Annotated in this window: 17 protein-coding genes; 9 read left to right on the forward strand and 8 right to left on the reverse strand. The window is 42.9% G+C overall.

Annotated elements, in window-relative coordinates; all coding sequences use genetic code 11:
• The first annotated feature begins 25 nt into the window (after positions 1–25).
• From CEQ32_RS06325 to CEQ32_RS06345, 5 genes are all read left to right on the forward strand, one after another.
• Entirely contained in the window at positions 26–577 is a 552-nt protein-coding gene (locus tag CEQ32_RS06325) for an LON peptidase substrate-binding domain-containing protein (protein ID WP_037425390.1), read from the forward strand.
• A gap of 122 nt (positions 578–699) precedes the next feature.
• Positions 700–1368: a sigma-70 family RNA polymerase sigma factor gene (locus CEQ32_RS06330; protein ID WP_037425309.1), complete on the forward strand. Its 669-nt coding sequence runs from the start codon at positions 700–702 to the stop codon at positions 1366–1368.
• A complete protein-coding gene (locus CEQ32_RS06335; RefSeq protein WP_037425311.1) occupies positions 1361–2053 on the forward strand; it encodes a ChrR family anti-sigma-E factor in 693 nt (230 codons plus the stop codon). Before CEQ32_RS06330 ends, CEQ32_RS06335 begins: the two co-directional genes overlap by 8 nt.
• Positions 2054–2575: 522 nt before the next feature.
• Positions 2576–2749 carry a hypothetical protein gene (locus tag CEQ32_RS06340; RefSeq protein ID WP_011072074.1) on the forward strand — a complete coding sequence of 58 codons (174 nt, stop codon included), beginning with the start codon at positions 2576–2578 and terminating at the stop codon, positions 2747–2749.
• A gap of 269 nt (positions 2750–3018) precedes the next feature.
• Positions 3019–3279 carry a hypothetical protein gene (locus tag CEQ32_RS06345; RefSeq protein ID WP_037425313.1) on the forward strand — a complete coding sequence of 87 codons (261 nt, stop codon included), beginning with the start codon at positions 3019–3021 and terminating at the stop codon, positions 3277–3279.
• A 156-nt stretch (positions 3280–3435) separates the two neighbouring features.
• Here CEQ32_RS06345 and CEQ32_RS06350 read toward each other — a convergent pair whose 3' ends face one another.
• The 4 genes from CEQ32_RS06350 to CEQ32_RS06365 form a co-directional block, all read right to left on the reverse strand.
• A complete protein-coding gene (locus CEQ32_RS06350) occupies positions 3436–4911 on the reverse strand; it encodes a nicotinate phosphoribosyltransferase (RefSeq protein ID WP_226871883.1) in 1476 nt (491 codons plus the stop codon).
• A gap of 7 nt (positions 4912–4918) precedes the next feature.
• Entirely contained in the window at positions 4919–5806 is an 888-nt protein-coding gene (gene prs, locus CEQ32_RS06355; protein ID WP_088585719.1) for a ribose-phosphate diphosphokinase, read from the reverse strand.
• Positions 5807–6144: 338 nt separating this feature from the next.
• The gene (locus tag CEQ32_RS06360) at positions 6145–6858 is read right to left on the reverse strand and encodes an NrtR DNA-binding winged helix domain-containing protein (RefSeq protein ID WP_088585720.1); all 714 of its coding nucleotides are present in this window, start codon (positions 6856–6858) and stop codon (positions 6145–6147) included.
• A gap of 95 nt (positions 6859–6953) precedes the next feature.
• Positions 6954–7904, reverse strand: coding sequence for a pyridoxal-phosphate dependent enzyme (locus CEQ32_RS06365; RefSeq protein WP_088585721.1), 951 nt, complete (start codon positions 7902–7904; stop codon positions 6954–6956).
• Between the two features lie 253 nt (positions 7905–8157).
• On the opposite strand from CEQ32_RS06365, the gene CEQ32_RS06370 reads away from it, so the two are divergent.
• The gene (locus CEQ32_RS06370; RefSeq protein ID WP_011072069.1) at positions 8158–8565 is read left to right on the forward strand and encodes a YccF domain-containing protein; all 408 of its coding nucleotides are present in this window, start codon (positions 8158–8160) and stop codon (positions 8563–8565) included.
• Between the two features lie 170 nt (positions 8566–8735).
• On the opposite strand, the gene CEQ32_RS06375 is transcribed toward CEQ32_RS06370, so the two are convergent.
• From CEQ32_RS06375 to CEQ32_RS06390, 4 genes are all read right to left on the reverse strand, one after another.
• A complete protein-coding gene (locus CEQ32_RS06375; protein WP_226871884.1) occupies positions 8736–8966 on the reverse strand; it encodes an alpha/beta fold hydrolase in 231 nt (76 codons plus the stop codon).
• A 117-nt stretch (positions 8967–9083) separates the two neighbouring features.
• A complete protein-coding gene (locus CEQ32_RS06380; protein ID WP_037417661.1) occupies positions 9084–9836 on the reverse strand; it encodes a substrate-binding periplasmic protein in 753 nt (250 codons plus the stop codon).
• A gap of 315 nt (positions 9837–10151) precedes the next feature.
• Complete coding sequence (locus CEQ32_RS06385) at positions 10152–11876, reverse strand: AMP-binding protein (RefSeq protein ID WP_055647549.1); 1725 nt, start codon at positions 11874–11876, stop codon at positions 10152–10154.
• Between the two features lie 126 nt (positions 11877–12002).
• The gene (locus CEQ32_RS06390; protein WP_055647550.1) at positions 12003–12383 is read right to left on the reverse strand and encodes a DUF6508 domain-containing protein; all 381 of its coding nucleotides are present in this window, start codon (positions 12381–12383) and stop codon (positions 12003–12005) included.
• A gap of 310 nt (positions 12384–12693) precedes the next feature.
• On the opposite strand from CEQ32_RS06390, the gene CEQ32_RS06395 reads away from it, so the two are divergent.
• The 3 genes from CEQ32_RS06395 to CEQ32_RS06405 all read left to right on the forward strand — a co-directional run bounded on the left by CEQ32_RS06395 (position 12694) and on the right by CEQ32_RS06405 (position 15266).
• A complete protein-coding gene (locus CEQ32_RS06395) occupies positions 12694–13155 on the forward strand; it encodes an EVE domain-containing protein (protein ID WP_055647551.1) in 462 nt (153 codons plus the stop codon).
• Positions 13156–13230: 75 nt separating this feature from the next.
• Complete coding sequence (locus CEQ32_RS06400) at positions 13231–13563, forward strand: hypothetical protein (RefSeq protein ID WP_037425338.1); 333 nt, start codon at positions 13231–13233, stop codon at positions 13561–13563.
• Between the two features lie 443 nt (positions 13564–14006).
• Positions 14007–15266, forward strand: coding sequence for a lipopolysaccharide biosynthesis protein (locus CEQ32_RS06405; RefSeq protein ID WP_088585722.1), 1260 nt, complete (start codon positions 14007–14009; stop codon positions 15264–15266).
• Positions 15267–15385: the final 119 nt, after the last annotated feature.

The following is a 15385-nucleotide window of genomic DNA, read 5'->3' on the forward strand; positions in this document are numbered from 1 at the left end:
AAACTTAAGTTCACCCGAGGCCACTATGAAATTACCTCTTTTTCCATTACCCATCTGTTTATTACCTGAGGGATATACTCAATTACGAATTTTTGAACCTCGATATAAACGTTTGGTGGCTGAATCACTTAAATCAGGCGATGGTTTTGGCCTGTGTATGACCTCAGAGGAAAATAGCACGCTTTATCCAATTGGTACTCTAGTGCATATCATTGACTTTGAGACCTTACCTGATGGCATGTTAGGTGTCAGCATTGAAGGGAAACAACGATTTACTCTCGGCGACATCAATGTGGAGTCCGATGGTTTAAAGCGCGCGCAAATCAGTCTAATCGATAACTGGCCAGCGGCAAAGATTCAAAAAAATGAGCGTTATCTCAGTGATATGCTGCAAAATATTCTGAAAGAGTACCCAAAGCACTTACAACAATATCAAGCGGCACAATTTGATGATATTGCATGGGTTTGCCAACGCTGGCTTGAAATTTTACCCATACGTTCAGCCGAAAAGTACACCTGCATTAATGCGCTCGACCACCAGCTCACACTGGATTTATTAAGAACCGTTATAAAATAATTTTCAGTGATCCAATTTCTAGGGCACTGCGTATTGGTGTGCATGCTTATCGAACATTGACAGCGAAGCAGGATTTGAAGCCATGTTCGAACGGGATTGAACCTTAAATGAAGAGCTCAATAATGGAAAATTTTCAATCACATTCAGCGCAAAATCGCTATGATAGGCAGTTATCGCCCCCTATCGAAATAGCTATGGAAACCGATAACCATAATTTGATTGCCGATGAGCATAAAACGGATGCAGATCCCTTAGTGAGCGCCATCATCAAAGTTGCTAATCAACGGGACAAAGCGGCATTTGGCTATTTGTTCAGTCACTTTATGCCCAAAATTCGGGCATTTGGTCTGCAACGATTAAATCAACAAGGCCTCGCCATGGATTTAGTTCAAGAAACGATGACCATCGTTTGGACTAAATCTCATTTATACAATGCAGATAAAGGTTCTGTCGCAACATGGGTATTTACCATTATGCGTAACCAATGCTTCGATATGCTTAGACGAGTACAGCACAATCGTGAAGATGCATTTGGCGATGATATCTGGCCACTGTATGACGTTGCGGTTAGCCAAGATAACAACCCTGACCATAAATTGACCGCCAAGTTACTCGCTCATTTAGATGCCCTGCCCCTTGCTCAACGTCAAGTAGTACAAGGCATTTATATGCAAGAACTCACCCAGCAAGAATTGGCTGATGCCTTAAAAGTCCCCATTGGCACCATTAAATCGCGACTCAGATTGGGGTTAGAAAAGCTTAAAAGCTTTTTGGAGACACAACATGATTAAACATCACCCCCATGCAGAATTACTTCAGGCCCATGCTCAAGGTCAGCTACCTTTGTCGATGTCTATCGCTGTTGCTGCGCATTGTGCCTTATGTCAAGAATGCCAAACTCAAGTAGCTAAATTGACTGAAGAAGCGGCCAAACTCGCTTTTGTTTCCCCCAGTGATAATACGGTTCAACACAACGCGTCAAATGAGATTGATGTCGTCGATAATGATCCCTGGCAACAAATGTTATCGAACATTATGGCGCTTCCCGAAAGCACTATGCATGAACCTTACATAGAATCCTCAGTGAGTGTTAACCATAAAAATATCCGCTACGAACTGCCTAGGGTGTTTCGGCAGCATATTGCACAGCCATGGCAACAAATTGGTAAAGTCAGTCGGATGCGATTCGACCTAGATGAAAAAAATACTCGCGCCAGTTTATTGCATATTGAAGCGCTAGGTGAAATCCCACAGCATACCCATAAAGGGATTGAGTTGACGTTATTATTGGCGGGCGAATTTTCGGACTCATCAGGTAATTATGTTCCTGGCGACTTTATTATCTTAGATGGTAATACACAGCATTCTCCCACAACTCAAACGGGATGTTTATGTTACACAGTGTTGGACGCACCGCTCTATTTCACTAAGGGATTAAGCAAATTATTAAACCCTATTGGTGAGCTGATTTACTAAAGTCAGTTATGCATCGAATAGTGAAAAATAGCTAAAAACCAACCCACAAAATAGCAACAAAAGAAACAATATAAAAACATTACTCGCTGAGCAAAAATTACACTTGCCAGCGGGTAATTTACTGTTATACTGCACCACGTTTTGAGAAGTATCTTGTTGTTACCCTTTTTATATCAGTTTGACTTGTATCAAACTTGATCCTCACAAAGAAAGCCTACTACAAGTAAGTCCTGCAAAAATAATGAGTTAGTGATTTTCAACATTAACTCAAAAAAGTGAACTCTTTAATTCGGCCAATGTCATAGTACTGTCACTTGACTATGTTTAACTGGTCTAATTGGGATATTCCATTGACACAATCGCTGATTTGCATTAGTTATCAATACAGCATCTCTTGATTAATTATGGTGGAATGGGTAACCTCAAGACTCATTAGTATCATCTTTCGCAATTATGCTAAGGATATTTTATCGTTATTACTTGCTCACCTAAGGGTGAATTTAATTAAAAGGAGTGTGGCCTATGTCATACAAAATTAACGGACATGAAATCACAGTGAACTTCCCTGTAGATTCAATTTCAGTCAACAAAACTTCAATTGCTTTTACCGATAGACAAGGTAAAAACAGGCAGACGTTTTCAAAACGTACCGAAGCCTTAAACTTTATGAAATGGCTTTTGTCGTCAAATAAATAAGTCTGAATTAAGTACTCATCGAGTACATATAATGGCATGTTGGTTTATTCGGTCCCATTTTCCTCGCCATACCGAAATCAACTCGCCTTTATCGATAGCCAAATATCACGATTTGCTATCCCTTCACGTCGATATGACGAACTCGTTTGGTTCAGCCAGTATCTAGCTCACATGGATACACGCTGAACCAAATGTGTATTAATCTAGATCAATTCTATCAATTTTGCTTCTGCTAATATGTTCACACTTTCTGACTGTGAAGTATTTTTATGTCAAAACCGAATACCAAAACCGCTATGCAACAGCTTATCGCGCAAATCCAGCAAACAATTCCGCTGAATTTAGATGAAGCACAAATGTGCCAAGGCGAATGTTTAGGTTGTTCGAAAAAAATGCTTGAAATGCTCGATGCAGAAATCCGCTATTGGCAATATTCCGATGCGGTACCCAGCCTAAAAGATTTAAAAAACCTCGAAAACATTGGCCGTCGCACCTATAAAATTCTTAAACGAAACCAGCTAGTCTCTTAGCCTTTTGTTCTCACCGTTTTATTATGTGACTCGCGCATTTAGCAATAACAGCCGTCATGACAGCCAGTATGATTTAAGTTGACTGGCAAGCGTATTCACATAAAAACCGCATTGCCAGCCTAATTTCTATCTCATTGTAGAAAGGGATTTACATCGTTAACAACGAGACGCTGCCAATCTTGCGCGAATATCTGCCAAAGAATATTCAGTTAATAATTCACCATCGGCAAATACGGGGACAAATTCGCAATGGTTAACATCTTGCCAGCTTGCTTGATCTTTAAGATAAAATTGACCTTGCGCATCTTTAAATACCGCCACTAATCCCTTAGCGGATTTTTTAGTGCCATCATCGGTTTTAGGATCTTTAAATATTTCTCTGTCTTTACCATCCACTTTCGCAAAGGTTGCTTTCACCGCGTACCCGTCAGTATCTCGGGTCACGTGTTGATAGGTAAAACTGCCAATTCCAAACACAATATTGGTTGATGCAAAACCTTTAGCCTTCAAACCGGCGCAAATGGCTTCAGCCCGTTCAATGGTGATTGAATCGCCATAAATCAGTCCGACATGGCTATCGAGTAATTTGTAACCTTTGGCAGTTGTGCTGCCCCCAAAGACATCCCACAAACACTCGATAGCGCCTTTATACTCAGGACTCCCCACAGCTGCTTGTGGATCGCCACAAATGATCTTCACCGGACAACCCGTATCAGGCCTAAACACCACTTTGCCCTCACGGGTAAGAATACGGTCTTTTAAGGCAACGGTGAACTCTGTCATCACCTGCCAAAAATCCCAAGAATCAGAAACGATACTGACAATGCCGCTAGGATAAATATCTTCAATCAAACGGCGGAACGTCTCTAACTCATTCTCCATGCCACCCGCACACATCACACTGTGCTCCGTTGCGGCCACACTGCCGCCAACGAGTTCCTTATCACTGTCTGCAAGATAATATTGTTCAAGAAAATCAATCGCGGGAATGGTATCTGTGCCCGTAAAACTGAGTAGATGGGCGGCGCCGCTCATTACCGCAGCCTCTACGCCATACATGCCGCGGAAACTAAAATCGTGGCCCTGCCAATCAACAAAACCTATGTTGCCATCGGTTTCTAGCGCGTAAGTCTCAAATATTTTGCGGTATTGCAGCGCGGTAGTGGCGCTAGTACACATTCCCCACACATTGGCTGAAAGAATGGTTTCGAGATAATTAGTCAACCAAAAGAACCGCTCATCGGTATTGTACAAAACCAAGCAAGGCACTTTTAAGGGATATACTGAACCTTCCGGCAATGCCATGATTTTAATGGGTAAATAGCCTAAATCATGTAACGCCTCAATATGCTGAGTACCCACATTATTTGGTCCAAGATAGTTATTAATGCGGCGGGAGAATTGGCGAATCACTTGCTCTTTGGGCTGTTGAAAGAAATCACGGTTCCAACTGTCAATTAAGTAATGCTTGATAAAATATTGCAGACCAAAAAATACCATCTGCTCAGTATAACCACGACGGGATTTACGGGCGGTCAAGTTACTAAAAATCACTTGAGTATTATCAGGATATTGACGACGGTGGTCGACTTTGTAGCCATCAATGGCGGTAACGGGATTCAAGTACATCATATTTTCCTTAATGATTCATAAAACGCAAAACAGCGTGGCAATGACAGAACTCGCTCGAAATATGTGTGGGGACACCTAAACTATCGGTACAAAATAATCTGTCTATGCCCGCCTCACGCAGAGCCGATTCGCAGGCCTTATCTTCATAATGTGACACGATCAAAATGACGCTTTGGGCCCCTTTTTGCTTTAACTTGATGGCAAGTTCGATAAAGGTTCTGCCACCAGCACAAATATCATCGACGATTAAGCAGGTTTTACCCGATAAATCATCACAAAACACTTCAGTAGCGATAATATGACCATTGACCACATCACGATGTTTATCGGCCCTGATCACCGGCATTCCCTGTAACGCCTTAGCTAAGCCGAATACTTTCTTATTCGCCCCCGCATCAGGCGAAACTAACACTAGATCACCGGTCAATTGAGCTGCAATCGCGGCGACAAAGCTGTGGTTGTCAATAACTTGCACTCGGTCTAATAATGCCGCGGTGACATCGCTGTGCGGGTCAAAAATACTGACTGAAGCATATTGCTGCTGATTAATCAGGCTGGCATAGACTTTTACCGATAAGGCCTCGCCCACATTACAGACTCTATCTTGGCGGGCGCCCGGCATATAAGGCAGTAACAGATCGATCTGCTCTGCACCGCTGCGGTGTAATGCATCAGTTAACAATAAGAGTTGCATGATGGATTGATCGCCACGATAACCGAAAAAAACTGTGACGCGTTTCGCTGGAGGAACCCGCAGTTGAACATGATTCTCCCCCGCACCAAATTGAAATAAACGGTAATTAGCCTCATCGCTAGCGGCGGGAAGTCGATAAAAATCAGCTTGCTGATGTGGTGAGTTAACTGTGCCTTGATGCATTTGAATACCTAGAGACATATTCACCTCCTGTCTGTGCAAGATCGCTGTGATATACAGCAATCTTGTTGTCTGCAAGCAATAGTGTCTTATAGACACTAATATGTAAAGTTGATTTTTAGACTATTTTTTATCGGATAATACTAAGGAATATACCTAAATTGCATATATTGTCCTTAAGACACTAAGTGCAATTTAGCTATGATAATGGGGAAATGGATATCGAAAAGTAAAGAATGGACGTATTACGACAACATCGACGGCTACATAAACCCTGATAACTCAAGCTAACTGTATGTACCGTATAATCTGTCACTATTATTGCTATGGGCAACCACTTTAAGCGGCAAACACTTTGACTAACATTCTAGATTTCTTAAGAATCGATACGATGCCGTATCAGGTTTCAAGCGATATAAATTAGCAGGACGCCCACGTTCAGTACGCTTCAATCCGGTATCGATCAATAAATCGGCCTGTTCAACCCGGCGACGAAAAGATTTACTTTGGATAGGCTTACCCAGTAAGACTTCATGCACATGTTGCAGTTCTGGCAAGGTAAAAGGTTCAGCCAGCGCAAAGCCTGGCACTAAAGAATATAAGGCTTTCTGTGTTAAGCGTTCCCGCGCTTGCTCAATTAATTGCAGATGATCAAATGCCAAGGGCATCTGTAGCACATCCTCTAATGGCCACCACTTAACATCACTCACTGAATCAATCTGGACTTGGCAGGCTTGATAACCCATCAACGCGGTATAACACACGGTCACCGACCAGCCTCTGACATCGCGACGACTATTACCCATGGTGCAAAGCTGCTCAATATAAGGTGGCACTATTGCAGTTTTCTCCTGCAATTTGCGTAACACTGCTTCCTCTAGGGATTGATCGCAATATTCATCAATAAAGCCTCCAGGTAATCCCCAAAAACCTAAAAAAGGATGATTTGAGCGTTGCACTAAAAGTACTTTAAGCTGCTGATCATGGTAGGTAAACAATACTGCATCCACTGTCAGTAACACAGTCTTAAAAGCCTTAGGATCGTAATTGGCGAGATATTCCGCTTCTGTCATGAGTATTTTCCATCGTTCGACATCATAAGCTTAACTTAGAGATTACGTCGCTTCAAACATATTATGTCTTAGCGCCACTAAGTAAATCATCTGCTCTATAGGGTCGTACGACTTTTACCAAATTTACGCAAATAACGTGGCAACATGGTTTCATTTCCAAGCAAACCACCTTGATGGATATACATCACAGGGCTTGCGCCCCACTGCGGTAAATATTTTTCTAACACCATAAAACCTAAGGGATCGTAGAGTAATTCAAATTGAATACCTGAGGCGCAAATCCGCTGCCACATGGCATAAAACTCAGGATAGAGTTTACCAAAGTGGTATTTCTTCCCCACATTCAAAATCTGTGGATGCTCAGCAGCGTTAGGATTTAACTCATAAAACTGCTGCGCTAAATACTCATCGCCGCCCACCACTGCGCAGGTAAGCACTCGAATGTGACTTTGCTTACGCACAAAATATTGGTTTAAAAATAATGCCGTGGTTCCCGTTCCCGCGGGTAAAAACACTTTCAGTTCAGTCAGTCCCTGTTGCATTGCCCACGTTTCAATTTCAACGGCTAACAGACTGACACCATACTCCGCATACTGGCAGCGCCCGCCTTCCGGAATAAACAAAGTGTCAGGCTCAGCAGCCAAAACTTGATGCTCAATATAGTCATGGCAAGTCCACTTAAACTCACGCAGAAGAAAAGGATTAGCTGCTATCAGGCTTGATAAATCAATAACCTGTGTACCATTGGCGATAGCTGCGGCATAGTTCCCTGTCGGTAAAGTCAGTACGTGGCTAGCAATATGGTCCACATAAAAATCACACTGCCAGCCTTTCAGTTTGGCGAGCGCCGACAGCGAATACAGTGAATTAGCCTGCGCGGAGCCATGACCAATCACCTTAGTCACACCAGCAAAATCATGGTCTAGAAAGTAGGCAAACTTACGCGCCTTATTACCACTAAAAGCAGGATGTAATAAATCATCTCTTTTAAGAAAGATCTCTCTGCCTGCAAAAGAAAATGATTCGACGGGACTATTAACTAGCATTTATTTACTCAAGGGGAGATAAGGTGTTTAGTGTAACGCGGGCTTGGCTAAATTCTTCCTAAGAATTAAGGAAATTCACGAAATATTAGCTTAACTCACAATCCGTAGAGGTATAAACTATAATATGCCATTGATTATTAATGAAAAATATTTTGGCATAATTCTCGCTTATGACATTTAAGCATCAATTAATAATTTCGAGTGTGGATGTTGTTTCTGTCGCACAGATTTTGGATTCGATAAGGAGTTTTCAATGTCATTACTACGGTTAATTTTCAATATTGCTTGGTTTGTCCTTGGTGGATTTGTGATGGGCCTAGCCTGGTGGCTTGCGGGGATTCTGTGTTTTATCAGTATTATCGGTATTCCCTTTGGTCGCGCCTGCTTTGTGATTGGTGAATTGACCTTCTGGCCCTTTGGACAAGAACAAATGAATCGCCGTCATTTAACTGGCCGTGAAGATTTAGGAACAGGCGCCTTTGGCATGGTGGGCAATATCATTTGGTTCTTACTGTTTGGGATTTGGTTGGCCATAGGTCATTTGGCCCATGCTCTTGCTTGCTTTGTGACGATTATCGGTATCCCTTTCGGGATCCAACATCTTAAGCTGGCGCTGTTAAGCCTAACGCCGATTGGGCAAACCATAGTAGCGAAAGCGTAATAACCACAGTAGCGAAAGCGTAATAACCACAGTAGCGAAAGCGTAATAACCATGATCGCCAAGGCGTAAGGCATATCACTCAGCACTACTCAGCACTACTCAGCATTGGTGGGTAGTGCTGATGCATAGTTCGGCAGCGATTGCACTAATTCTGCTTCGTAATAATCCCTTTATTCATTGAGTAAATCAGCGCTATCAGCAAACTGCTCACCCGCATCCTGCTCCGGTGAGCTGATGATTTCAAAGAGATAATGCGCCAGTTTAGCTGGCGCATCTATGGTGATGTCATGACCATCATAGGCCAACACAACTAAGTCGACCTTAAAATATTGTACCAATGCCCTGCTGGTTTGGATCTTGATTAACCCATCGCGATCACCTGACAAAATACTCACTGGCACACACAAACATGCTGAGCAGTGATAACGAAATGCCGCCCACAACTGATTACTCGCAGTGTTAGACAAAATGATGACAAAACATGTCATCTCACAGCTTTGGTTAGGTGCAAAATAGCATTACTGACTTAAGGCTTCTGGCTGAAATAACAAATCGCCCATAATGCTATCAATATCGAGCTTCGCTAAACCTTGATCAAAAATATCCCGCCAACGCCGTCCCTCTTCTGTATTACGAAACGCGACATAAAGTTGTTTATTGGCAATAAGTTGTCGATTGACCTGTAACTTATCTGCGAGCGGCTGAAGGTGGGGTTGTTTAAGTAGATAATGCAGCACATTAATATCAATCACAGCGCCGTCAATACGACCAGCCGCCACCTTTTTGATATTTTGCTCATCGGATGTTGCCGCTTCGACAGGTTGACTCCCTGAAGCAATCATTACATCCAACGAGTCGGTATTCACATAATCCTGCACAATACCTAAAGTATAACGATTCAAATCGGCTAAATGATGCCAACTAATGGGACGGGATTTTTGCTCAACAATACCTAATGGGCCAATACCAATCGGTTTAGAAAAAATAAACTTATCGGTTTCAAAATAATATTCTGGAAAATAGCCAATGTAGTCAGAGCCCGGCATAACGGCTAATTTAATCGCGCGGCTCCAAGGGTAAAAATCCACGATAAGTTGTTGTTCCATTTGCTCAAACGCCGCCTTAGCCACCGCAACACTCGCGCCTTGGTGCTGGAGTTGATAGCCGGAATACGGCGGCCAAAGTAATGACGTTAGCTTCAGCGTGTCTGCAAATGTCGTATTTGCCACGGTTAATAGGCAACTAAACATCAGTGGGCACCAGCGGATCATAATGCCTCCATCAAAGACTCATCTATTAATCGCTAAAAAAACAAATAGCTCATCGGTTTAACTCTATTCAGTATAATCAGCCATACCTATAGGTACAGCGAATATTTGTTATCTGTTTAGCCTTGTAGAACCACGCTAAGACAGCAATGCTCGGAGTAGGCAGAACTATCGCCGCCAAAAACGACATCTTTACGACAAGGGGAAGACTGAAGGAAAACCTGATGGTCATGCGACAATGTTTTCCTTAAGCACAGATGGCCATATAAAAATAAACCCAAGCGTTCGGGCTTGGGTCGGTTTGAAAGTTTATGCCTTTTAGGCATTAATATCTTCGTACAGCTCTTGATACATCAGCTCGCGCATTTTAAATTTTTGGATTTTACCCGTAACGGTCATCGGGTATTGGTCCACAAATTTGATATAACGTGGCACTTTAAAATAGGCGAACTTTTCGGTAAGGAAATGACGAATATCCTCCTCAGTAATCGACGCCCCTGAGCGGACTTTAATCCACGCACAGACTTCCTCACCATATTTATCACTGTGGACGCCAAACACCGCGGCATCCTGCACATCTTTGTGGGTATAGAGTTTTTCTTCAATTTCTCGGGGATAGATATTCTCGCCCCCGCGAATAATCATATCCTTAATCCGCCCCACAATTTGCACGTAACCTTGCTCATCCATTTGGCCAATATCGCCAGAATGTAACCAACCTTCGCGGTCAATCGTAGCCGCGGTTTTTTCAGGATCATTCCAGTAGCACTGCATGATGCAATACCCTCGGCTACAGACTTCACCGGGCTGATTAATCGGCAGCACTTCGCCAAATTCATCGACAATTTTCACTTCGGTATGGGGCAACGCACGGCCGACGGTGAGAACACGCTTCTCCACAGGAGAATCGATTTCGGTAATGTGATTTAACGGACTGCACTCGGTTTGGCCATACCCAATTAACACTTCCTGCATATACATTAGCTGTTGTACACGGCGCATAACTTCTTCAGGACAAGTCGCCCCCGCCATCACGCCCGTACGCAACGAACTGAGATCAAAACGTTTAAATTCAGGATGTTCTAACTCGGCAATAAACATGGTGGGAACACCGTGCAGTGCGGTGCAGCGCTCACGCTCAATCACTTCTAAGGTAGTGAGAGGATCGAAAGAATCCCCCGGAAATATGGCTGCTGCGCCCTTAGCCAAGCAAACGAGATTACCTAGCACCATACCAAAACAATGGTATAAAGGTACGGGGATACAGAGCTTATCATCACAGGTAAACCTCATTGCCTCGGCCACTAAATAACCGTTATTCAAGATGTTATGGTGCGATAAGGTCGCCCCCTTTGGGCTACCCGTTGTACCAGAGGTAAATTGGATATTAATCGCATCATAGGGGCTGAGTTCATTGGCAATACGCGCAAGCATTGCTTTATCATCTTCGCTCACCTCGACTAATAAGTCATCGAAGTTCAACATGCCGGGAGACTTTTCAGCTCCCATGCGGATCACAAATTGCAACTCTGGTAATGCCTTAGCCTGCAATTGACCCGCAGCGCACTGCTTAAGTTCAGGTGCAAGCTCGTAGAGCATCTGCAAGTAGTTACTGGACTTGAATTTATCAGCGCAGATCACCGCGCGACAACCCACATTAGTCAAGGCATATTGTAATTCTTCAGGGCGGTAAGCGGGGTTAATACACACCATGATGGCGCCAATTTTGGCAGTAGCAAATTGGGTTAAACACCACTCAATATTATTGGGTGACCAAATACCGACGCGGTCCCCTGGACCTATGCCTAATTTGAGTAAACCTGTTGCAAGCGCGTCGATTTGTGCAAGATATTGACGGTAATTCCAGCGAATATTTTGATGGTTAACGACAACGGCTAACTGTTCGGGATAGCTGTTAGCGATATCGTTAAGGTATTGTCCTATGGTTTTTTCAACAAGTTTTGGGGCGTTAGCTCCCCGAAACTCACTATATTTTAGTGGACTAGTGGATTGATTTATTGCTTGAGTCTTTGAAGCAGACATTAAGGCCTCCGTGCTTTTTATTATGGTTAGCGTGGTCCAAACTAACCAATCCACGGAACATGTCACAAGTAAAAAAATCCAGTATTAGACTAAAGAGTAAGGTCATCCCCTTTCCCTAAAGCCCGATTAACGGCTCATAAATACATCCTGGTTATTGGATGTTGATGCCTCTAGACACTGCAGACGCTCCATAATCGCCAGTAGTACTCCTTGGCGGCGCATATTCTCTAACACCCCTGGGCTAAAAACCTCTAAACGTGTCATTGCGGTCAATAATAGGCGGCATTGGGCCACACTGGCATCACGGATATAAGCAGGCTTATCCACCAAGTAACTGTTATTATACCAATAATCCCAAGTAAAATTAGCAAGTAACCAGCCCTGAGCGGTTAAATCGCTAATAAATTCCAACATGCGATCACGGTGTAAACTCGCATCACCTGCGGTGAAATCCTTAAGATATTTAGTGTATAAACCACAGTCTGTCATCATTGTTGAAGCTTCCATAGCACACCTCACTGATTTCAACATTACTTTTGTTATAAGTCAGGGATTGAAAAACTCGCTTGGGTTTAACCTAAACTCGTCAACTTTGCTTGTATTGAGTTGTGATATTGCATTGCTGCAATTGCAGCAATTGCAGCATCAGTCTTACCAGACTCTATAGTGATGACAGGGTAAGCGGTGTTAACTGAACACTGACTTAACGGTTCAAAACACGCAGCCATCAATACAGTTAACTGGGTGGTCAGTAAAAACTAAGATAAACTCAAGGAATTAACGCGATAAGACTGTTATTTCAGTAAAAGGACACAAAATGAATTACTGGCTTATGAAATCGGAACCCGACGAATTTAGTATCGAAGATCTTAAAGCAAGGCCTAATCAAACCGAAGCTTGGTTTGGGATCCGTAACTACCAAGCACGTAACTTTATGCGCGATGCCATGCAAATAGGCGATCAGGTCTTCTTCTATCATTCAAGCTGCAAAGTACCCGGTATTGTCGGCATTGCCGAAGTCGTCACGAGCGCCTACCCGGATAGTACGGCCTTTGATCCAGAATCAAAGTATTTTGATCCTAAGTCAGATCCTAGCAACCCAAGATGGCTAAGGGTCGATATTCGCTTTGTGGAACAATTCAAAGAAATCATTCCTCTCAGCTTAATTAAAAGCTTGCCGCAGTTAGCTGATATGTACTTAGTGTCTAAAGGTTCAAGGCTGAGTATTCAACCTGTTACCGCAGAGCAATGGCAAGCCGTACTGATGCTCAAGCATTAATGGCGCATATTCAGTCAATGTTCATTTAAGCTAAGCTAGATTGACCCTAACAATGCAATACCCAAGGTAATAAGTATGAATAAATTAACTGCAACACTAATGGGTGGGGTCGTGCTCAGTCTGCTAGCCCCGTCGGTCACTTTGGCGAAACCTGAACATGACAAGAGAGATACTGGCTTACCTCCCGGCCTACAGAAGAAAGTAGATAAGGGTCAGCCTCTCCCTCCAGGATGGCAGAAAAAACTGCACCGTGGTGATATCTTAGATTACGATATTTATGACCGCGGACGTATTGTTGTGCCCTTAGATAGAGAGGGAAGGATCAGTATCCAAGTCGAGGGTGCAATTATTAAATTGGATGAAAAGAGTCGCAAGATCCTCGATATCGTCAATATCATTACTGATTAGTGCAGATCATTCGTTGGCACGCTCAACTATTTTTGAGAGTGCCAACATTTTAGCCAATGCTTTTATCTCACCTTAATTTGATTTCGATGACTACATCGATATTGGCACATTAACAACAAGTGTTACATCTAAGCAACATGCTGATATTTATCATATCTTTACGCTCTGCTGTTTGGTCGTAAATCGGTAGGATGTTAGACTCTGCAATGATGAAGCTGCGCATAAACATAAGATAAACGGCTACTGCGGTACGCAATAACTGAAGCTGTATCGACGTCAGACATCTTAAAACCTTCGCGTACAACACTGCTTCGACTCAATAAAACAAGCATCAAAAAAGCCGTTATGTCGCCAATCTAAAGGGATGATGCGCTTGAAGCATAAGCCGAATTGCATGCATCCCATCCTAATAATGATCGCAAACTGACGCTGGATTTTTGAACATGGAACAAACTTCACTTCAACGGGTTAAGCAAGCGATTGTTGCGGGATTCTGGGCATCTCTGGCCAGTATTGTCGTAGGTTTTCTATTTAAACTTTGGCTAGCACAATGGGTAGCCAAAGCCGATCTTGCACTCTATCACACTGTTATCGATATCATTTCATTATCGCTGATCCTGATGACAGGGTTTCGCTCCTCTATGGTGGTAACCTACTCACAAACCAAACAAGATGTGGATATCACTAATATATTCCGCTACAGCTTAATCGCAATGGTGCTACTCGCGTGGGGCGTTGTGTTACCTTATATCAAACACAAACTCCAGCTTAATGTTGAATATTTTCAATTGGTTGGCATTATTTTAAGTATGGGGCTCAAGGTCTATTTTACCAATCAAATTGCCATGTACCGGCTATATGCCATCTCCAATCGAGTCACTTGGTTAGAGCCACTCGCGCAAGTGGCTAGCTTTTTATTATGTTTCTATGGCTTAAAACAAACCGCCATTGCATCTCTCTTTTATAGCATGACTCTGTCATCACTCATCGTTGCCTTCTATATGTACTTCAAACGGCGCAAGGATATTGCCACTCCGCCCTTAACTGTTGTGCATTTTGATCCGGGGTTGCGCAGTTTTATGAAGAAAAGCCTAACAGCCTCGATGGAAGCGGGTGCCAGTATCTTGATGATTTACATCACAGTACTGCTGACGATTGCCTATTTCAGCATAGATGAGCTAGGGGATTTCCAAGTGGTAGTGCGGCCGATGATCACATACCTCACCCTACTTTTTGTCTTCCCCATTTACCGTTTTGTACTACCCGAAGTCGCAGTGTGCGTGCGAGAAAAACGCTTTGAAGAGGTTCAGCAAATCAAATCATGGCTGACAAAGGTTTCGTTATGGGTCAGCGGAATATTTTTCGTGATGATGTTATTCGCAAGTAAACCATTGGTGGCTTGGTTATTTCCTGAGCAATACCTTAAAGCCGCTCCGGTATTAATGCATTTCTCCATGTTCTTTATCTTTATGATGCTTAATGGCTATCAGTTAGCCAATCTCAAAGCCCATGGCTATTTTACCCAAAGCCTACTCATACGCCTTAGTGGTATCGTCGTACTGATTGGCACTTTCTACGCTTATCGATTGTATACAGAAAATGTTGTGGCGGTGATTTTGGCCTTAGGCACAGGTTATTTAATGATGTATTTGATATCGAGACAGGTTGAAAAGCGCATTCAGCAAGGTCTTAAACACAAATAAAACCCGCTTAATCAAACCAAAAACGACAATAAAAAGGCATCCCATAAGCTAGTTTGGGATGCCAGACCAATAGAAAGCGCGATTACTCGAGTGTGCAGTTTATGTCGATTTGACCGATA

This window comes from Shewanella sp. FDAARGOS_354, assembly GCF_002209245.2.
GTDB lineage: Bacteria > Pseudomonadota > Gammaproteobacteria > Enterobacterales > Shewanellaceae > Shewanella > Shewanella xiamenensis.